The organism is Jiella marina, assembly GCF_024359545.1.
Lineage (GTDB): Bacteria > Pseudomonadota > Alphaproteobacteria > Rhizobiales > Rhizobiaceae > Jiella.
Map to the genome: position 1 here is coordinate 497,783 of NZ_JAKQZG010000001.1, position 20,412 is coordinate 518,194.

The window sequence follows — 20,412 nt, forward strand, 5'->3', positions numbered from 1 at the left end:
CTCCACGATTTCAAAGAGATGGAGATTTGACATGGCCATGCAGCTACCCGAGCCGATCGCCGCCTATTTCGAAGCCGACCGGACAAGAAACGCCGACGCCGTGGCTGAGTGTTTTACCGAGAACGCCGTGGTGAAAGACGAGCACAAGACGCACCACGGGCGACAGGCGATCCGTCATTGGAAGTCGGAGGCGTCGACCCAGTTTTCCTACACGGTCGAACCATTTGCGATCGAGGCCGATGGAGATCGCACGGTGGTGACGAGCCAGCTCGTGGGCGACTTCCCCGGCAGTCCGCTGGACCTTCGGTATTTCTTCGTTCTTCAGGACGAGAGGATCGCCGAACTGGAGATCGTGCCGTGATCCCGTTCATGTCACTGGAAGGCAAACGCGCCCTCGTCACGTCGGGGACGCGGGGGGCCGGGGCCGCGACGGTCAGGCTGTTTCGCGAACTCGGGGCGAAGGTGCTGACCAGCGCCCGTCGCAAGCCTGACACGCTTGACGACGACGTCCAATTCGTCGCGGCGGATCTGACCTCGGCCGAAGGCTGCGAGACCTTGGCCGCCGCCGTCTCGGATCGTCTCGGCGGCGTGGACATCGTCGTGCACATGCTCGGGGGATAGTCGGCACCCGCCGGTGGCTTCGCGGCGCCCGGCGATGGCACGTGGATGCGCGAGCTGAACCTCAACCTGATGCCGGCAGTGCGGCTTGATCGAGCCCTGCTGCCAGATATGCTCGCCCGGGATGGGGGTGTCATCATTCACGTGACCTCCATCCAGCGGACGATGCCGCTACCGGAGGCGACGACCGCCTACGCCGCGGCAAAGGCTGCGCTCTCGACCTACAGCAAAGCCCTGTCGAAAGAGGTTTCGCCAAAGGGTGTGCGTGTCGTTCGCGTCTCGCCGGGCTGGATCGAAACCGAGGCCGCTGTCGAGCTTGCCGAGCGTCTTGGGACCGAGGCCGGTGCGGATGTCGAAGAAGGCAAACGCATGATCATGGCCTCGCTCGGCGGCATCCCGATCGGGCGGCCGACCTCGCCCGAAGAAGTCGCAAGCCTGATCGCCTTCCTCGCCTCTGATCGTGCCGGCAGCGTTACGGGCTCGGAGTTCGTCATCGACGGCGGCACGGTCCCGACGGTCTGACCCAGAGGCGCCAGGAAATGGCAGGGCATTCTCGGACCAGTCCATTGAGCCGGCCCCACATGAGCGAACTCGCTCGCAAGTCCTTTGCTGGTGGTCGTTGGCCAAGGGGTCGGCTTCGCCGGTGTCGAGAATGTCGAAGTCGACTTTCCGAGGGCGCGGCGGATACGGAGGCGGCTTCGATGGCAGGCCTTGCGAACGACACCGGGATTCGCCTGATCGGCCATGGCCTTGCGTCAGCCGGGGATGCCGAATTGCTGCCGGTAGGCTGCCGGCGTCAGGCCGGTCAATTTCCGGAACAGCTTGCGGAACGCCGCGGGGTCGGCATAGCCGACCTCCCAGGCGATACGGTCGACCGGGGTATGCGTCCGTTCCAAGGCCTGCCGCGCGTTCGCAATGCGGATCTGCTGCAGATATTCCAGCGGTGTGAAGCCCGTTGCAGCGCTGAACCGCCGCAGAAACGTGCGGGTGGTCAACCCCGCCTGGGCGGGCAGATCCGTGACATTCTGAAGTGTCGCTGCATTGGCATGCATGTGGTGCTGGGCGCTTCGGATCCCGTCGTCGCCATGGTCGAAGCGCGGCACGAACTGCGCGAAGGGCCGCTGGCTCTGCCGGGGCGGCTCAATCAGCAGGAACCGCGCGGTGGCCAGCATCGTGGCGGGCCCGAGCAGGCGGCTGACCAGGGTCAGCCCCAGATCGACCCAGGCGAGAATGCCGCCTGCGGTGATGATGTCGCCCTCATCCACCACCATGTGTTCATCGGCAAGATGCACGTTCGGAAACCGCTCGGCCAGCTCGCGGGCAAAGGCCCAGTGGGTCGTGGCGCGACGGCCGTCGATCAGACCGGTTTCGGCCAGAACGAAGGCTCCCGCACAGACCGAGCAGAGCGTCGCCCCGCCGCCGTGCTGGTCGCGCAACCAGCCCGCTGTCGAGGGCGATGGCACCATCCGGTCCGGCATGACGATGCTGGGCGGCGCGATCACATGCGTCAGGCGATGCACGCGGCCGGGATGGCTGTCCCATACGCAGGTGACGCCCGTGTCGTCCGCCTGCCAGTGAGAAAGCCGAATCTCGCTTGCGTCCTCGCCCGCCCATTGCCCCGCAATGCGGAACAGGTCGGTCAGACCGTGGATCGCCGCCAATTGGCAGTCGGGATAGATCAGCAGACCGATTTCGGCTGCAAGTTTCGGCTGCTGCATCCTGGCCGATTTGCCTCTGTTATTGTCGTTTACGCCAATCCCTTTCTGCACCCGGCGAGCTTAACTTGTCCACATCGAACGGATGGGCACGGCGACGAACACAGGCCTCGTCCTGATCACCAGATGGACCGCTGCCCCACCGTTCTCACCCTGACCAGCACCGTTTCGATCAACCCCAAGGAGAATGTGTCATGGCAACGATCAAGACCCAGGACGGGACCAGTCTCTTCTACAAGGACTGGGGCCCTCGCGAGGCACAGCCTGTCGTCTTTCACCACGGCTGGCCGCTGTCGAGCGACGATTGGGACAACCAGATGCTCTACTTCCTTCAAGAGGGCTACCGCGTCATCGCCCATGACCGGCGGGGCCACGGGCGGTCGGATCAGACCGACACGGGCAACGAGATGGACACCTATACGCAGGACGTGGTGGAACTCGTCCGGGCACTGGACCTGAAGAACGCCATCCACATCGGCCACTCCACCGGCGGAGGCGAGGTCGTCCGCTATGCGGCCCGGGCCGAAGCCGGTCGCATCGCGAAGGCCGTGCTCATCGGCGCCGTGCCGCCGGTCATGGCCAGGACCGAGAGCAATCCCGATGGCATTCCGATCGCGGTGTTCGATGAGTTCCGGACCGCTCTCGTCGCCAATCGGGCGCAGTTCTTCCTGGATGTCCCCTCGGGTCCGTTCTTCGGCTTCAACCGCGACGGCGCCAAGGTCAGTCAGGGGCAGATCCGGAACTGGTGGCGGCAGGGCATGATGGGCGGCGCCAAGGCGCAATATGATTGCATCAAGGCGTTCTCGGAGACCGACTTCAGCGAGGACCTGAAGGCGCTGACCATTCCGGTCCTGTTGATCCACGGCGAGGACGACCAGATCGTGCCGATCGAGAACTCTGCCCACAAGGCGATCAAGCTCCTGCAGAACGGAACGCTGAAGACCTATCCCGGCCTGTCGCACGCACCGTTCGCGACCCATCCGGAGGTGATCAACCCCGACATGCTTGCTTTCGCGAAGGCTTGATCGGCCAACCAAGGGGGCGGGATTACTTCCCGCCCCGTTTCACGATCGAGGATACGTGAGAAAGCTGCGGACGGCAGTGCCGCTTACCGCGGCCGATGCGCCCCCCGGGGTCGAGCGGCCGCCGGGCTTGGGGGCGTGCTCACAGCCTTTTTCGCCTCGCCTGTGGACGAGCCGTGCTTGGAAGGCAGTTTATTTTTATCCTGCTCGGTATAAAAAGCCTTGATCCTTTTTTCAGCGCCATCTATCTATTGACTACCGATCGGTACAAATAATGCCGATCATATTCTCGAGGCCTCCGACCGTGATGGAGAGACCTCGTGCGACTTTCATTCAAAGGACACGATCATGCCTCGTCTTCTCACTGCCAGCGCAGTTGCGCTCGTCCTGTTCGGTAGCTCGCTGGCTTCGGCCCAAAATGTGCCCGGCTCGGAAGCCAGCATCCGCGCCAGTGATTCCGCGGAACGGCAGAAGGTTGCCGCTGGGTATCGAGACGCCGCCGCCTCATCATCTTCGCCTCGCAACACGACCTACGGCTATGGCTTTCCCACCGCCAGTCAGCGTTCGTTCGGCATTCCCGGATCCGACGCTTCGCGAAAGCGGGCAGAAGAAGCCGCCCGCGCGAGCGTCCTGAAGCCCCGGGGCGCCGGCGGCTTCTGACTGCTGCAACCTGTTGGCACCCTCGTTCCCGTTCGGGCGCATATCCGCGCCCGAACGGCATCATCCTTGCCCTCGCCCCCTTCGCGTTTGGCCGCGTCGCCCGACAGTGTCGGTAGGCCGCCTCGGCCATCAAGCTGAGGGCGATGCCTCGAACCATCCGGTTCAACACTCGCAGCCAGTCGCCGCGGGGTCTCATAATTCTTCGGTGAAGGTTCCCATGAAACGCACAGTCTTTCGTCGGCTCCTGTGGAGTTCGAGCTTTGCCTTGGTGATGGTTGGGGCTGTGGCTACCGTGGCCACGAACGAGCCCGAGCACGCAATCGCGAGCGAGACCTCGCCGCCACCCACCGCAGTCGAGGTTTCCGTTGCAGAGGTGAAGCCGCGCTCGGTCACACTCTGGAAGGAGTTTTCCGGACGGCTCGAACCGGTCGAGCGGGTCGAGATCCGGCCCCGGGTTGCCGGTGCCATCGAAGCCTTCCACTTTCGCGAAGGCGCACTGGTGAAGAAGGGCGACCTCCTCGCCACCATCGATCCGGCGCCCTATCAGGCGGCCGTCGCACGCGCCCGGGCCGAAGTCGAAGCGGCCGAGGCGCAGGTCCGTCTGGCCGAGATCGAGGTCAGGCGCGCCACATCGCTGGTGACGTCTCGCACCGTCTCTCAAAGCTCGCTCGACCAGCGATCGAGCGACTACGACCAGGCCGTTGCCAACGCTGAAGCGGCGAAGGCCGCATTGCGAACCGCTGAGCTCGATCTCGGCTATACAGAAGTCCGCGCTCCGATCGACGGTCGCATCGGCCAGATCGCGGTGACCGCCGGCAATCTCGTGGCCGCGGGGCTTTCGTCCCCGGCGCTGACCACAATGGTCTCGGTTGATCCGATCTATGCTGGATTCGACGTCAATGCCGGCGACGTCGCCGAGCTACTTTCCGCCCTGCCCGATCAGGACGGCCCGCTGCCCGCCTATGGCGACATCCCGGTCGAGGTACAGAGGTTCGACGTCAAGGGCGAACAGAAGCCGGTCCAGGGCCATGTCCAGCTCATCGGCAACGAGGTCGATCCCAACAGCGGGACCTTGCGGATACGGGCCGCGCTCGACAATCCCAGAGGATCGCTGGTTCCCGGCGAATTCGTCCGCATCCGCCTCGGTCAGCCGAAACCCGAGGAGAGACTGCTGATCAGCGAACGCTCCGTCGGCACGGATCAGGACCGCAAATATGTGCTCGTCGTCGGCACGGACCATAAGGTCGAATACCGCACGGTCGAACTCGGCGCCTCGGTCGATGGCCTGCGCGTCGTCGCCGATGGCCTCAAACCCGGCGAGCAGATCGTCGCGGAGGGAATCCAGTCCCTCCTCCCCGGCACACTCGTCGACCCTGAACCCGTCGCGTTGGCCTCCGCCCGATGAGTCCGCGACGGCGTTAGACGGTCCGGCTCTTCCCCCCAGGAGCCGGACCGTCGTTCCGCAATCAAGACAAGTGCTTCGTCACCCGCCCTGCCCGCCGTCACACCTGCCTCGGCGAGCGTTGGATATCTGGCGTCCATCCCTCGTGCCCTAGCACGGCAACGCCCCGGCGATCCGGAGAGATTCCATGAACATTTCGCGGTTCTTCATCGATCGTCCGGTCTTTGCGGGCGTCCTGTCGGTCCTCATCCTGATCTGCGGCCTGCTCGGCATGCAGGTTCTGCCGATCTCGGAATATCCCGAGGTCGTGCCGCCTTCGATCGTGGTGCGGGCCGCCTATCCCGGCGCCAACCCCAAGGTCATCGCCGAGACGGTGGCGACACCAATCGAGGAAGAGATCAACGGCGTCGAGGGCATGCTCTACATGGCGAGCCAGGCGACCGCCGACGGCGCGCTGACGCTCACCGTCACCTTCGCGCTCGGCACTGACCCGGACAAGGCCCAGCAGCTCGTCCAGAACCGGGTGAGCCAGGCCGAGCCGCGCCTGCCGGAAGAGGTGCGCGCGCTCGGCATCACGACGAAGAAGAGTTCGCCCGATCTGATGATGGTCGTCCACCTCGTCTCGCCGGATGATCGTTACGACGTCAAATATCTCCGCAACTATGCGGTCATCAACGTCAAGGACCGGCTGGCGCAGATTGCCGGCGTCGGCGACGTGCAGGTCTTCGGTTCGGGCGACTATGCCATGCGGGTCTGGCTCGATCCGGCAAAGGTCGCGGAAAACGGCATGGCCGCGAGCGACGTCGTCGCCGCGATCCGCGAGCAGAATGTTCAGGCCGCCGCCGGCCAGATCGGCGCACCGCCCGCCGGTAGCGGTGTCGAACTGCAACTCTCCGTCAATGCCGAAGGCCGGCTGAACACGCCGGAAGCCTTCGGCAACATCATCGTCAAGACCGCGCCCAACGGTGCCGTCGTCCGGCTGCGCGACGTCGCACGAGTGGAGCTCGGTGTATCCGGCTATTCTCTCCGCTCGTTCTTGAGCGGCAAACCGGCGGTCGCCCTGCCGATCTTCCAAGCGCCTGGCTCCAACGCGATTGCCGTCTCCGACGCGATCAACGCGACCATGGACGAGTTGCAGGCCAATATGCCGCAAGGCGTGAAATACGAGATCGTCTACGACACGACGCAGTTCGTCCGTGCCTCCATCGAAGCCGTGATCCACACTTTGCTCGAGGCGGTGGTGCTGGTGGTCATCGTCGTCATCGTCTTCCTGCAGACCTGGCGTGCCTCTATCATCCCGCTCATCGCCGTGCCCGTCTCGATCGTCGGCACGTTCGGCGCGCTCTACGTGCTGGGCTTCTCGATCAATGCGCTGAGCCTTTTCGGCCTGGTGCTGGCGATCGGCATCGTGGTCGACGACGCGATCGTCGTCGTCGAGAATGTCGAACGCAACATCGAGGAAGGGCTCGCACCACGCGAGGCGACCTACAAGGCGATGCGCGAGGTCTCCGGCCCGATCATCGCCATCGCGCTCGTGCTCGTGGCTGTGTTCGTGCCGCTCGCCTTCATTTCCGGTCTGACCGGCCAGTTCTATCGCCAGTTCGCCGTGACGATCGCGATCTCGACCGTGATCTCGGCGATCAACTCGCTGACCTTATCACCGGCCCTCGCCGCTCTGCTGCTGAAAGGCCACGGCGCGAAGAAGGATGTCCTCACCCGAGCGATGGACTTTCTCTTCGGCTGGTTCTTCCGTGGCTTCAACCGGGTCTTCGGCTACAGTTCGCGCAAATACGGCAATTCCGTGGGTCGGCTGTTCTCACACAAGACCCTCGTCATGGGGGTCTATCTCGTCCTCGTCGGTGCGACGGTCTACATGTTCAACCAGGTTCCCGGCGGCTTCGTGCCGGCGCAGGACAAGGGCTATCTCGTCGGTTTCGCGCAACTTCCCGACGGTGCCAGCCTCGACCGAACCGAAAACGTCATCAGGCGGATGGACGAGATCGCCCTCACGCAGCCGGGAGCCACGGATACGGTCTCCTTCCCCGGCCTCTCGATCAACGGCTTCACCAACTCATCGAGCGCTGGCGTCGTCTTCGTCACCGAAGCGCCGTTCGAGGAGCGTGAGGGGCTTCCCGGCGGCGCTATCGCCGGGGCCCTCAACCAGCAATATGCCGGCATCCGGGAGGCGACGATCGCCATGTTCCCGCCGCCCCCGGTTCAGGGTCTCGGCACCATCGGTGGCTTCAAGCTCCAGATCGAAGACCGCGCCGGCCTCGGCTACGAGGCGCTGAGCGATGCGACGAACGCCTTCCTGGCCAAGGCCCGACAGGCGCCCGAGCTTGCGGGGATGTTTTCCAGCTACCGCATCTCGGTGCCGCAACTCTTCGCCGATCTCGATCGCACCAAGGCGCATCAACTGGGCGTCTCAGTGACTGATGTGTTCGAGACGCTGCAGATCTATCTCGGCTCGCTCTACGTCAACGACTTCAACGCGTTTGGCCGCACCTATTCGGTGCGCGTTCAGGCCGATGCGGCCGACCGCAGCCAGCCCGAGGACATTGCGCGCCTGAAGGTGCGCTCGTCGAACGGCGCGATGGTGCCGCTCGCTGCGCTGATGACGGTTCGTCCGTCCGCCGGGCCGGAACTCGCGAGCCGCTACAACGGCTTTCTCGCCGCCGACGTCAATGGCGGCCCGGCGCCGGGTTATTCCTCGGGCGAAGCGCAGGCGGCCGTCGAACGCGTCGCCGCCGAAACCCTGCCAAAGGGCATCGGCTTCGAATGGACGGACCTGACCTACCAGCAGATCATCGCAGGCAATTCCGGGCTGATCGTCTTCCCGCTGGCGGTCTTCCTCGTCTTTCTCGTGCTCGCGGCCCAGTATGAAAGCCTGACGCTGCCCTTCGCGATCATCATGATCGTGCCAACGGGGATTCTCGCAGCCCTGCTCGGCGTCTGGCTGGACCATGGCGACAACAACATCTTCACCCAGATCGGCTTCATTGTGCTGGTCGGCCTGTCGGCCAAGAATGCGATCCTGATCGTGGAATTCGCCCGAGACCTCGAAATCTCGGGAATGGAAACCCGCAAGGCGGCGATCGAAGCGAGCCGGCTGCGGCTCCGCCCCATCCTGATGACCTCGATCGCGTTCATCATGGGTGTCGTGCCTCTGGTACTTTCGAGCGGCCCGGGCTCCGAGATGCGCGCGGCCATGGGCGTCGCAGTGTTTTCCGGCATGCTCGGTGTCACGCTGTTCGGGATTTTCCTGACGCCGGTGTTCTACGTTCTGGTGCGGGCGATGGCAGGCGGGCGTCCGCTGACACGGGTCCCGCAAGAGCCGATTGAGAATACGCCCGCCGTTCATTCATAGGGCTTTGCTTGCTCGTTCGGCCACCGTCGGGAAGCATCGGCGGGTCGGCGGCATACTTTGAAATCGCAAGGAAATTCTTACATAATGATGACACGTACAAAATAGACGCAAGGCAGCAGGAGCACCGAGATGGCCAAGGGGCGGCCGAGGGAATTCGACGTCGACGAGGCTCTCGACAAGGCAGTCCTGCTGTTCTGGCGACAGGGCTACGAAGGGACGTCGCTCGCCGATCTCGTATCCGCCATGGGCATCACCAAGCCCAGCCTCTACGCCGCCTTCGGCAACAAGGAAGAGCTGTTCAAGAAGGCTGTCGATCGCTACGCCGAACGGCGTGGCGCCTTTCTCGACGAGCTTCTGAGCCAACCCTCCTCGCGGCGTGCCATCGAATGTTTCCTGATGATGTTCACCGGCGCTGAAGCCCCCGAGGGAACCCCCTGCGGTTGCCTGATGGTTCAGGGCGCGCTGGTCTGCAGCCCGGAGGGAGACGCCATCAAGGACGACCTGATGTCGAGGCGCATGTCGAACCTGAAGCGTCTCTGTGAACGACTGGAGCGGTGGAAGGCCGAAGGCGACCTCCCGGCCGACACCGATACGGAAAGCCTCGGCCGATACGTCAACACCGTCGCGAACGGCCTGGTGGTTCAGGCCAACGGCGGCGCGAGACCGGAAGAGCTTCAAGAGGTCGTGAGACAGTTCATGAAGTCATGGCCGGGCAGGCAAGCTGAGGAGAGCGCTCCCGCTGACATCTGCGCCGCGTGACGCGCTCGCATGTGAGCTGAGTTCGGCGCGAGCTCAGATTTCACCACACCGGTGCAATATCCGCAGCATCGACAGGGATTCCATGGGCACTCGTCCGGCCCGGCGCAGAGCAATGCAATAAGCCCGCCTCCACGACATGAGGCCGCACCCATGCGATCGGTCCCATTCTCGACGAGTGAACGCGCAAGACTATGCGCGGCGTCAAGCGAGCCACGACGACAGCTTTGACCGACCTCCCGGCTCTGCACCCTCAGGGCTTTTGGACGATCGAGTAGTCGCCCCCGCCTTCGGCAGGACCGTCGAACTCGCGCTTGAACACTCGACCGTCGCCGGTCTGCTCTATCGTCACGGAATAGCCGCTACCCTTCAGGACGACGTCGGCGCTGTGACCAACCCCGTCCTGTTTGAGCTTCAGCTTGAGCCCATCGCCTTCCAGCCTCGCCCGAGCGATGTTGCTGGCTCCGTCCTGTTGCAGTTCGCCCGTCAGTCCGCCGCTGTCACCGGCGCGGGCCCTGAAGACGACCTCGTGGTCGCCGCCGCTCTGCTGCACGGTCGACTTGATCGTGTCGCCCGCGCCTGAAAGCACGAGGTCGGCCCGCGAGTTCGCGGCATCCTGGGTGACGGCAACGATGCGGCCGACCCCGTCACCGCCAATTTCGACGCGCGCCGTGTTGTCGTCGCCGCCCCCCTGGTCGATGTCGGCTTCGTTGCTCGCCCTTTGAGGGGCGGCGTTTCGCGTCGTGATCTCGGCGCGGTTGCCGGCGCTCGTCTGGTCGATCGAAGCGATGTTGCCGCCGGTCGACTCCTCGATGCGCGCCCAGTTGTCCCGCGCGTCGCCTCCGGTGGAAATCTGCGCCTTGCCGCTGGTTCCCTTGCCGGCCTGGACGATGGCGCCCTGGTTGCTCTGGCCGTTCTGACCGATCGACGCCTCCAGCGCCGGCCCGTCCTGGGAGATCGAGGCGCGGCTGCCGCTCCCCGGTTGGCTGATCGACGCCTTGGCGCCCGTTCCGCCCTCATCCCCCTCCTGGCGGATCTCGGCGCGATTGTCCGACTTCGCCTGGTCGATGTCGGCGGTGTTGAAACCTCTTTCACCGATCTGGGCAATCTCCGCTTCGTTGCTCTTCGCGCCCACCGCGGACTGATCGATCGCCGCCTTGTTCGCGCCGCCATCGCCATCCTGCGCGATGATGCCGCGATTGCTGCTGCCGTTCTGGTCGAGGTCGCTCGTGTGCCCGCCGGAGCCCTTCTGCGAGAGTTCCGCTTTGTTACCCTTTCCAGCCTGGCTGGCATTGGCAACATGCGCCTGGCCGTCCTGCGAGATGGAGGCGCGGCTGGCGCTGCCGGGCTGGCTGATCGTCGCTTTCGCCCCCGTCCCGCCCTCATCGCCCTCCTGGCGGATCTCGGCACGATTGTCCGCCTCGCCCTGGTCGATGTCAGCGGTGTTCAGGCCTCTCTTGCCGGACTGGGCGATCACCGCTTCGTTGCTGTTGGCATCCGCCGCGGACTGGTCGATGGCGGCGACGTCGGTGCCGCCCGTCCCCCTCTGCTCGATAACCCCGCGATTGCCGCTGCCGTTCTGGTCGAGATCGCTCTTGTGCCCGCCGGAGCCTTTTTGAGCGAGCTCCGCATTGTTCGTCGTCCCTGCCTGGCTGGAATTGGCGACATGGCCCGGACCGTCCTGCTGCAGATTGACCCGATTTTCGGCGCCGGGCTGCGCGAGCGTCGCGACGCTTCCCGACCCGCCCTCGCTTCGGGTCTGGCGTGCATTGGCGCGATTGGCGTTTCCGCCCTGGTCGATGTCGATCGTGTCCGTCCCGGCCGTCGCATCGATCTCCTGAAAGGTCCGCGCATCGTTATCCCGGCTGCCGTCCGTCGACTGGTCGATGGCGGCGATGCTTCCACCGCCCTTGCCCGACTGTTCGATCCTTGCCGACTGCTTGCGGCCGGTCTGGTCGATGTCGGCCTTGCTCGTCCCGCCCGCCCCCGATTGCTGCACGGTGGCCGTCAGCCCGGAGGACGTCTCGCCCTCCTGCCCGATATCCGCGACATTGGCGGCCCCCTCCGTCTGCGCCACACGTCCGGAATTGCCGTCGCCAGCCTGATCGACCGACGCTTCGTTGCCGCTCTCGTCCCCTTTCGCTCCGGCCTGGCGAATGGCGGCCTCGTGCCTCTTGCCGGCCTGAACGAGGCTCGCGGTGCTGCGGCCGCCGTTGCCTTCCTGACGGATCTCGGCGCGATGATCGTCGCCGGTGATATCGGCATCGGCGTTGTTGGCGACGGAGCCGTTCTGGACGATCTCACCCTCCCGCCTTCCGCCACTCTTTGCCGAATAGGAAGCCTTGTGCCCCACACCCCTTTGGCTGATCCGACCGGCATCACCTTCGGAGTTCAAAAGGCTCACCTCGGCTTCGAGGCCGGTTCCATCCTGGGCGACCTGGCTCTCGTTGGCATTGCCGGAAATCTTCTGGGTCTGCTTGTTACCACCCTGAGAAACCGGAATTTCGCTGGCATCTTTCGCTTCTTGAACGGCAGCCTCGTCGAAAGCGTCCGGACCAAGATTGCCGGTCTGCGCCGCGAAGGAGCGGTTCTGTGTCCCGTTCTGCTCGATCGTGACGCTGCTGCCGTCGCCCTTCTGATCGACGAGGGCGATACCGTCCTCGGACCGGCCACCGCTTTCGCCCTGCAGGATCCGCACGACGGAGGCATCGGCTCCGCCGCCCACCGGATCGGCCTGCCGGATGGCGGCGTGGTTCGCCGTTCCGAACTGGCGGATGAGAGAAGTCGAACACTCGCCGTCCTGATAGATCCCGGCATTCGCCGGCTCGAGCGAAAGACCGGTGCCGTCGAAAAAGGTGAAGTTCGCTGCGTCGCCGACGTCGCCGTCGGCGCGGTTGAGCGCCCCCGTCTGATCGATGCGAGCGGTGCTGGCCTTGCGCGTCTCTTCGTCGGCCTGGACGATGCTCTTCCGGTTGGCAGTATCCTCGGCCTGTTTCTCTTGAGCGATCAGCGACGTCGGTGCCGCGCAGAGGCCAACAGCCGTAACGCCAACGGCGGCGAAACTTCTCATTTGTCGGGTCATGGCGAAATCCTCTCGTCCGTGGGCTGGTTTTCGGATCGTCGTTCGAACGATGCTCATGCCGCTCTTGCCTCCGTTTCCGTCGCGCCGGCGTTGATCGGGAGATCCACTTCGTCCGCCCAGAAGCGGACGCACATTTCCTCGAAGCGGCGTCCGAGACGTGCCGTCTCGACGGCGGAGGAGAATTCGTCTTCGCGGCCGTCGAGCAGCGCATCGACGGCGTCGTATTTCTGCAGGCGCTCCTCGTGGCGCTGCCGCTGCTGGCGTGCGAGCGCCATCACATCCGCCGGAGCGACGATGCCGGCAAAGTAGAGTCGGACCATGCCCGGATCGTTCATCGGCTCGCGAAGCCAGGTTCTAAGGGCCGCCTCGCCGGCGGGGGTAATCGTGTAGGACTTGCGGGGCCGGCCGAAGGAAGACTCCTCCTGCTCGTAAAGGAGGCCGGCCGCTGCCAACCGGGAGAGTTCCGAGAAGAACGGATCGCGGTCCTTGTCGACGTAGCTGTCGGGGTCGTGCCGTCTCACGGCGCTGACCAGATAGATGATCAGAAGCAGCATGAAGGCGACGATGAGGATGATGACCAGCATTGGCTTCTCCTTTCGGATCGTTCCACGGGCTATGGCGTGATCGGGATGGCCTCAGTTCAGCGCGGGAACCGAGAAGGTCGTGTCGAACCAGGGCAGCAGCAGACCGACGACGATCCAGCCGACCAGAAGCGACAGGAAGAGTGTTGCGAGGAACAGCCGGCGTCTCACCTTGAAGCGGCTTTCCTTGTCGCGGCGGGGCATGACGCGCTTCATTGCCCATCCTCCTTGCCGCGAGACTCGACCGTCTCTTCATCTGCGTCGTGGCCGCGTGGATCGTCGGGATCGAGCCCGGCCTCGACCGCCTTTGGCCTGATGCTGCTTTCGGCGAGTTGCGCGGCTCGATCGGCATCGCTTGGCGAGCCATCCGTCTCCGCTTCCCCCTCGCCCCCGTCCGGCTGCTTCTCGATCGGCTTCTCGCTGTCGACGGCGCTCCAGAAGTCCAGACAGCGACGCTCGAAGCGCACACCGATGCGGGCGGCAGAAAGCGCGTAACGCCATTCCGGTCGATTCACGAGGAGGAGTTCGATCCGTTCGTATTCGGCGAGGCGCGATCGATGCAGCGCCAGGCGCCGCTGGGCGATGCGAGCCTTGTCGAACGGCTGGACCAGCCCGGCGAAATGATGTTCGAGGAACCCCGGATCGTTCGAAGGCTCCCTCAGCCACGCTCGCAATCCGGCCTCTCCGGCGGGCGTGACGGTATAGGTGCGCTGCTCGTTCCGATCCCGATCCTTCTGGGAATAGAGGAGCCCGGCAGCGACCAGCATGTCCGGCTCGGCATAGAACGGCTGCCGGTCCTGATCGAAATAGTTGTTCGCATCGTAGCGCCGCATCGCTGCCACCAGGACGGTGACAAGAAGGACGAGAAGCGCGACGACGAGGATGAGCGTCAGCATTTCGGTCACCTTCGTTCCTGGTCATGGAGAGGGTCTGTCGAAACCGGTCGGTCGGACGAAAAGCCGGTGGCGCCCTCCCCGCTGGAGGTGGAGGATGGCTTGATCGAGGACTGCCGTCGCAACGGCCCAGCACCCGATGCTTCCTCTCCTACGGCGGCGCCGAGGGCGGCTTTCAGCGTGTCGCGCATGACCACACGGTCGCCATTGACCACCACCACCTTCTTCAGTTCCGGGAGCGACGAGAGATCGGCTCCGAGAAGCTCCGAAACCGAGGACTTGTCCGCCTGGACGAAGAGCGGCTGGACGTAGAGAAGCGTGTCGGCGATCGGCAGCGTGACGAGCTGGCCGCGGGAGACTCGCGATCCGGACTGCATGCGCAGCGTCATCCAGGCCGAGATCCGCGTGTCCTGATCGATCCGCGCCTGCGCCTGAGCGGGACCGAGAACCGGTGTTGTCGGCGGGAAATCATACGAGACGATCCGCCCGTAATTCGCCCCGTCGCTGAAGCCGACAAGATAGCCACTGAGGAGATTGCGCTTGTCCGGGCTGAAGGGCTGGACGATGGCGAATTGGTTTTCTTCTTCGCCGGGAAAGCGTGCGATCAGCCAGTATGGCCGCAGGCTCCGGCGCCGCCGTTCGTGATCCGCCGTCTTGCGCTCGCGGCGAAGCGAGATGAAGGCGGTATCCGGCGGGATTCGCCATGCAGCCTCCCGGGTATAGTAGGCCTCCGGCGTGCGCATGTGGTAGTCGCCCCACATCACGGACTGGATCTTGAAGAGATCCTGCGGATAGCGGAAATGCGCCTTCAGCTCGGCCGAGGCTTCTTCAAGCGGCGTGAACGTGTCCGGAAAGACTCTTCGCCAAGCCTCCAGGACCTTGTCGTCCGGGTCCATGACATAGAGCGTCACCGAGCCGTCATAGGCGTCGACCACGGCCTTGACGCTGCCGCGGATGTAGTTCGCCGTTCCCGAGAGCGAGGCTTCCTTGCTGACGAACTCGTCGGGGATGAGCCCACCGGTGTCCTGCTTGGGTTCATCGACCTGGGTCAGATCGGTCAGATTGATCCGCCGCGAATAGGGCATCATGTCGGAGACGGTGTAGCCCTCGACGATCCATTTGATCCGCCCGTCGACGGCGACCGGATATGGATTGCGGTCGAGCTTGAGATAAGGCGCCACGCGGTGGACGCGCTCGCGGATCTCGCGGTGGAAGAGAACCTTCGTGTCGTCTTCGAGCAACCAAGTCAGCGCCAGCCGGATATCCCAGAAGCGGATGGCGAAGACGAGCCGGCGCACCAGGTCGTCGACCATGACGCCGCCGGTTCCGGAATAGTCGTAGAACGCGAAACCGACCCGTTCAGGCCTGCAGCCCGCCGGCGTTCCCTCTTTCCCTCCGTCCATCGTCGTTGCAGTGGTCTCGTTCGAGCGAGCGTCGGCGCAGTCGTCTTCCTTGTCGGCAGTGTCGGGCCGCCTCTTGGGAGGCGACACCGAACTGGCGTCGATCGGCCTGTCCAGCTCGACCGTGCTGGTGGTGACGATGGAATGCTCCGGAGATCGCTCGCCGTAGTAGATACGGGGATTGACCGAGCGAATGGCCTCCAGCCCCTGCACCGGCAGGTCGCGCACCAGGAATTCCGGCAGGCCCGCCGGGGTGAAGCGGGTGCCGGAGGCGGCGGCGAGCCCATAGCCATGGCTGTAGATGAGCCGCGCCGTCTCCCACCGTTTTGAATCTTCCGGCAGGCGATCGAGCGCAACCTCGCGGGCGCCGATCAGAAGCAGGGTCTTCTCTCCATCGACCTCATAGCGATCGACGTCCACCGTTTGGAAGTCGAAATAGGTTCTGAGGGCCTGAAGCTCCCGGAAGTTGATCGTCATCGTGTCAGGATCCCAGAGCCGGGTCCGCTCGATCGACGTCCGGTACGTTTCGAGATCCGTCGATGTCAGCTCGGCGGTGCCGCGCACGGCGCGCCTCTCCACCCGGTCAAGATCGAAGCCGTAACGGGTGAAGGCGAGGTGATCCTCGATGAAGGGATATTCCCGCTCGAGTTCCTGCGGCTCGACAATGAGGAGCTGATAGATGTTCGGGTAGAACCGCGCGATGGAAAGGCCGATCAGGAACAGCCAGATCAGGGCGACGGTCGGAATGATCCAGCCGGGTTTGCGGATGTTGATCTGGAACAGGATGAAACCCGTCACCACGGCCGTCGCGACGAACTTGTAGGCGACGAGACTGGCGTTGGAGTCGGTGAAGCCGAGGCCGGTGATCACGCCGCGCTCTGAATAGCTGAGGAGATGGAGTTCCAGGACCATCCCCCAGCCGAGCAGGACCATCAGACCGATCATCAGCCCGGAGAGATGGAGATTGACGAGGAAGGGGATCTTGGCGCCGGGCGCCTGCGGTCGCAGACCGCCGAAGAGGTAGCTCGTCAGGGCAGTCAGGACCAGCGTGACGAGAAGCCCGATGAACGTCCAGCGATGGACGAGCGTGTACATCGGTAGGCGGAACATGAAGTAGCCGAGATCGCGCCCGAACTGCGGGTCGTCGCGCCCCCATTCCGGTCCGTTCGACCACAACAGATAGGTGTCCCAGTGGACAAAGACCGCGAGCGCGATGATCAGGCCGCACAGAAGGCCGATCGCTGTGATGATCGGCCGGGCCACCGGCGCGAGAATGCGCCGCCAGCGGTCGATCCGCCGCTCTCCCGCCGAGATCACGCGATCGAACGGGGCCGCCCGGCGAGCGATGTTCATGTTGACGATGACGAAGGCGCTCATGGCCACGAACGGGCAGACCGCCATCCAGAACTGCACCTCGAACATCGTCAGGAGGACTTCGAGATAGCCGATCGCATCGTACCAGAGGATTTCGGTGTAGGCCCAGATCGACAGAAGAACCAGGATGAGCGCGACGGCGATCGCAATGATCGTCAGAAGGACCCGGCTCGTCAGATTGCCGATCAGATAGATGAGAAGCGCGCGGATGGCGATCCATGTTCGCAGCGTCATGGCGACCTCGGCGTGTAGCCCTCGAGGGCTGAATTGACCCGGTTCGCAGCGTGGATCAGACGTTCGACGTCGACGGATTGCTGGGCTGCGCCCTTGAACGCTTCCTCAATTCTCTCGAGCTGCGTGGCCACGGCGCTCCGCTGCTCGTCGGTCTGTGCGGCTCGGGCGATGTCGGAAAGCATGTCGCAAAGGCAGACCGCGATGGTGATGTCGTCGGGCGCAGCCTGGCGGATCGGCGTGATGACGCGGTCGAGAAGATCGGCAAAGGTCGGCTGGGGAACGAGGACCCGCAGGATACCCTCCTCGTCATGGAACTGCCGATTGCCGAGCCGGAAACCGGTCAGTTTGACGAGGAGAATCTCCAGCGAGGAGATCGCGTTGCAGGCGGTCGTGGGATCGTTGATGGCCGGAGACAGAGCCCGCAAGGCCACGTCGGTCAACTGGACGAAGCCGAAGGCGACGTCGTCTTCGAGCGAGCGGTCGGCGGTCAGCTGGATGGCGACCGTGAATTCCTCGCGCGTATCGTCGGCCGGGGGCGGTTTTTGCCCCTCGCCATCGGCCCAGATCCAGCCGATCGGAGTACCGGCGGCGACATGCTCGCCGATCATGCGAACCAGGCAGAGGACGACGCCGCGCTTCCTGGCGAAGCGGACGAGATCCTTGCCGTCAATCCGGCGAACGATGCCGGACTGATCGAGGACGATCGGTTCGGCCTCTTCCGGCATTTCGATCCGGCTTTCCCGCTCTTCGCCGCAGTCGTCGCCCCGGCGCTGATAGGCAGCGCCGATGGCCTTGCGGGTCTTGCGTTCGATGTAGCCGAGGATGCTCTCCACCCGAATGGACTGCACCACGTGATGGATGAAGACGATCAGGGCGACGATGCAGCAGAGAATGAGGACGAAGGCCACAGTCACCGCGAAGCTCGGCACGAAGGACTCGTCCGCCCGGATCGCTCGCACCACCGTCAGACTGTAGACGAAGGTGAAGATGAAGATGCCGATGATGATCTGCGTGCCCCGACTGCGCAGGAACTGTCCGGGCAGCCGGGGAGAGTATTGCGAGCTGGCAAGCTGCAGCACGACCATGGCGATCGAGAAGACCAGTGTCGCGACGGTCAAGGACGTGGTGGCGACGGTCTGAACGAAGTCGCGAGCGCCGACCGCGCCACCCGTCGAAAGGAAGAAGCTGAGCTGGCTTGGCATGGTGAAGCCGACCTCGATCAGCACCTGAGCGGCACAAAGAGCGGTGATCGCCAGGGTGACCGGCACCACCCACACCGCGTTGGCGAAGGCAAGCTTGAGGCGCGCCAAATGGGTCTTGACTCGCAGGCGCGTGATCACAGCCCTGCTCCGCCAATGTGCTCGAGCGGCTGCGGCCGATCCTTCGGTCCCTGCGCGATGATCGATACGAGCGAAGAAGACCGGCCCGGCCGCAGCCGTTCGGAATAGCCGAGATCGGCCAGCATTGCCTCTTCGAGATCATGCATCGGCACGGCGAAGCCGAGCCACTGGCGATAAGCGGCGAAGGCGGCATCCAGACCTTCCTCGTCGCGGTTGGCGATGCCGCCTTGTACGGCCACCATCCCGCCCAGGAACCGTTCGACCCATGGATCGGGCGCGTAGAGCTCGCCGCGACTCGCCGCAGCAAAGCTCTCGCGCGAAACAGGCACGGCCCGTGTGCGGCGGCGCACCGGCACGATCTCGTCACGCAAATCATCGGCGAGTTCCAGGAGCGACCGGCGCAGCCCCGTCAGCAGGGGCTCCAGGCTCTCCATCCGGTTCGAGGAGACCTGCCAGGACAGGGCGGCGCATGATTCCGCGATGCGGCGCAGGGTCTGCGGATAGCCGCGTTCCTGGCGTTTCGGGCGGAAGAAATAGACGATCGGGTAGCGATGCAGGCCTTCGTGCAGATCGACCACGAGCTCCTGCATCTCCTGAAGGCGCGCCTTGAGAGCCGCTTCGTCATGCCCCTTGGCGGATGCGAGCGCTGGGGAAGGCTCTCCGCCCGCGACGTCAAGCCGCTGGATGAGCAGCGTTCCCGCCCGGCTGAAGCCGGACAGGATACTCTGGACGCCGAGATAGTAGGTGACGGTCAGCGTGATGACGATGCTGCCGAGGATCGCCTCCAGCGCGACCGTCACGGAGTAGGCCATGTTGGACGGACTGATCTCGACGAAGCCGATCGTCGACAGGGTGACGAAGCTCAGACGTAGGGCGTTGGCGAGATCCGGTTGGGAGTTACCACCAGTGAAATAGTCGTCCGGCTGCAATCCCCCGAAGTAGATCAATGCGAAGCCGACAACGAGCCCGATCGTCCAGACGCCGATCACCACCGGGATCATCAAGGGCGCCGCAAAGCTCAGCATTTCGTGGTGGCTCTGGGGCGGAACGAGCCGGGCAAGTTGCCTGAACCCCCACCAAAGCCCGCGATAAACCTTGTTCGAAAAGAGGCTCCGGCCATTCGTGTCGAGGACGGTCAGAAAGACGTCGAGCAGCACGAACGCATTCAGGAAAACCCCTGCGACCAGAACCAGCACGCAGCACCTTCAATCTGCAAAACCAAAACTTAACGATGGAGAGTGGCAATAAAAATATTATAACGTCTTTAATTGAATATTATACTTTGAATTTTATTCAAATCGACTTTAGTTATCATACGACTTAAACGTATTTTGAAAATAATTTTGTATTTCTATGTATTAAATTCGTTTGCCATGTTTTTAGAATTATTCTTAAAGGAGGAGATCGCCTGCGGCCGACAGTCATTCGATTCGCCGAGCGTTCTTTCCTGGCCACACGAAAGCAGCCGCAGGGACATTGCGGGCTCGCGGCATCAAGCGATGGCGGAGAAGGCGTCATCATCTCCTGCGAACCCCGATACGCAGCGGCGCTTGTGCTTGTCGCTGAATTTTTGGCGACGCCGAGGGGATAATTCGCGAAAGGTTGCGGCCAGGGACCTTGGTCACCAGGCCGGTTTCCCGACGCAACACGGTGAACCCTTGGCGCGCGCTGGCGTGGCGAGCGAGGCAATGTCGGCAGGCGACGATCTGGAAACGACGCGCCACCATACAAAGATTCCGACGACGGCTTTCTACGCTCGGGGCACGCTCGAAAAGACCCGCGCCGCTGCCGCGGTCAGAATCGCCGCCCGGAAAGAGCCGAAAGCGTAGAGGCGCAAGGCCTGTCGCAACTCGGTCCCGACGCCGAAGATAGAGGAAGCATCAAGTTCCTGATTTGACTGGTGATCCCGACAGGATTCGAACCTGTGACCCTCAGATTAGGAAGAATGTGCAACACCCTCTCATCGGG

Annotated in this window: 15 protein-coding genes and 1 pseudogene; 8 read left to right on the forward strand and 8 right to left on the reverse strand. The window is 63.8% G+C overall.

Going from position 1 to position 20,412, the window contains the following annotated elements; translation table 11 throughout:
* Positions 1-31 precede the first annotated feature (31 nt).
* Together MF134_RS02325 and MF134_RS02330 are read left to right on the forward strand one after the other, a co-directional pair.
* A complete protein-coding gene (locus MF134_RS02325; RefSeq protein ID WP_255337769.1) occupies positions 32-361 on the forward strand; it encodes a nuclear transport factor 2 family protein in 330 nt (109 codons plus the stop codon).
* Positions 362-369: 8 nt separating this feature from the next.
* Positions 370-1,140: pseudogene (locus MF134_RS02330) on the forward strand (SDR family oxidoreductase).
* A 233-nt stretch (positions 1,141-1,373) separates the two neighbouring features.
* Here MF134_RS02330 and MF134_RS02335 read toward each other — a convergent pair.
* Positions 1,374-2,336: a GlxA family transcriptional regulator gene (locus MF134_RS02335; RefSeq protein WP_255337770.1), complete on the reverse strand. Its 963-nt coding sequence runs from the start codon at positions 2,334-2,336 to the stop codon at positions 1,374-1,376.
* A gap of 191 nt (positions 2,337-2,527) precedes the next feature.
* Between MF134_RS02335 and MF134_RS02340 the strand changes: the two genes are divergently transcribed.
* The 5 genes from MF134_RS02340 to MF134_RS02360 all read left to right on the forward strand — a co-directional run bounded on the left by MF134_RS02340 (position 2,528) and on the right by MF134_RS02360 (position 9,543).
* Positions 2,528-3,358, forward strand: a complete 831-nt coding sequence (locus MF134_RS02340; protein WP_255337771.1) for an alpha/beta fold hydrolase — start codon at positions 2,528-2,530, stop codon at positions 3,356-3,358.
* Positions 3,359-3,703: 345 nt separating this feature from the next.
* Positions 3,704-4,015 carry a DUF2059 domain-containing protein gene (locus MF134_RS02345; protein ID WP_255337772.1) on the forward strand — a complete coding sequence of 104 codons (312 nt, stop codon included), beginning with the start codon at positions 3,704-3,706 and terminating at the stop codon, positions 4,013-4,015.
* Positions 4,016-4,232: 217 nt separating this feature from the next.
* Positions 4,233-5,420 carry an efflux RND transporter periplasmic adaptor subunit gene (locus MF134_RS02350; RefSeq protein WP_255337773.1) on the forward strand — a complete coding sequence of 396 codons (1,188 nt, stop codon included), beginning with the start codon at positions 4,233-4,235 and terminating at the stop codon, positions 5,418-5,420.
* Positions 5,421-5,604: 184 nt separating this feature from the next.
* Positions 5,605-8,784: an efflux RND transporter permease subunit gene (locus MF134_RS02355; protein ID WP_255337774.1), complete on the forward strand. Its 3,180-nt coding sequence runs from the start codon at positions 5,605-5,607 to the stop codon at positions 8,782-8,784.
* 129 nt (positions 8,785-8,913) lie between these two features.
* Positions 8,914-9,543, forward strand: coding sequence for a TetR/AcrR family transcriptional regulator (locus MF134_RS02360; RefSeq protein WP_255337775.1), 630 nt, complete (start codon positions 8,914-8,916; stop codon positions 9,541-9,543).
* A 250-nt stretch (positions 9,544-9,793) separates the two neighbouring features.
* On the opposite strand, the gene MF134_RS02365 is transcribed toward MF134_RS02360, so the two are convergent.
* From MF134_RS02365 to MF134_RS02395, 7 genes are read right to left on the reverse strand one after another with little or no spacing between them, the layout of a single operon-like run.
* Positions 9,794-12,622, reverse strand: coding sequence for a hypothetical protein (locus MF134_RS02365; protein WP_255337776.1), 2,829 nt, complete (start codon positions 12,620-12,622; stop codon positions 9,794-9,796).
* 53 nt (positions 12,623-12,675) lie between these two features.
* A complete protein-coding gene (locus tag MF134_RS02370; RefSeq protein WP_255337777.1) occupies positions 12,676-13,206 on the reverse strand; it encodes a PadR family transcriptional regulator in 531 nt (176 codons plus the stop codon).
* Positions 13,207-13,257: 51 nt separating this feature from the next.
* Positions 13,258-13,419 (reverse strand): hypothetical protein, encoded by a 162-nt coding sequence (locus MF134_RS02375; RefSeq protein ID WP_255337778.1) that lies wholly within the window; start codon positions 13,417-13,419, stop codon positions 13,258-13,260.
* Positions 13,416-14,099 (reverse strand): hypothetical protein, encoded by a 684-nt coding sequence (locus MF134_RS02380; protein ID WP_255337779.1) that lies wholly within the window; start codon positions 14,097-14,099, stop codon positions 13,416-13,418. Before MF134_RS02380 ends, MF134_RS02375 begins: the two co-directional genes overlap by 4 nt.
* Before the next feature lie 5 nt (positions 14,100-14,104).
* Positions 14,105-17,104: a UPF0182 family protein gene (locus tag MF134_RS02385; RefSeq protein WP_255337780.1), complete on the reverse strand. Its 3,000-nt coding sequence runs from the start codon at positions 17,102-17,104 to the stop codon at positions 14,105-14,107.
* Positions 17,101-18,414, reverse strand: coding sequence for a DUF2254 domain-containing protein (locus tag MF134_RS02390; protein ID WP_255337781.1), 1,314 nt, complete (start codon positions 18,412-18,414; stop codon positions 17,101-17,103). Before MF134_RS02390 ends, MF134_RS02385 begins: the two co-directional genes overlap by 4 nt.
* 26 nt (positions 18,415-18,440) lie before the next feature.
* Complete coding sequence (locus tag MF134_RS02395; RefSeq protein WP_255337782.1) at positions 18,441-19,640, reverse strand: hypothetical protein; 1,200 nt, start codon at positions 19,638-19,640, stop codon at positions 18,441-18,443.
* Positions 19,641-19,787: 147 nt separating this feature from the next.
* On the opposite strand from MF134_RS02395, the gene MF134_RS02400 reads away from it, so the two are divergent.
* Positions 19,788-20,273 carry a hypothetical protein gene (locus tag MF134_RS02400; RefSeq protein ID WP_255337783.1) on the forward strand — a complete coding sequence of 162 codons (486 nt, stop codon included), beginning with the start codon at positions 19,788-19,790 and terminating at the stop codon, positions 20,271-20,273.
* Positions 20,274-20,412: the final 139 nt, after the last annotated feature.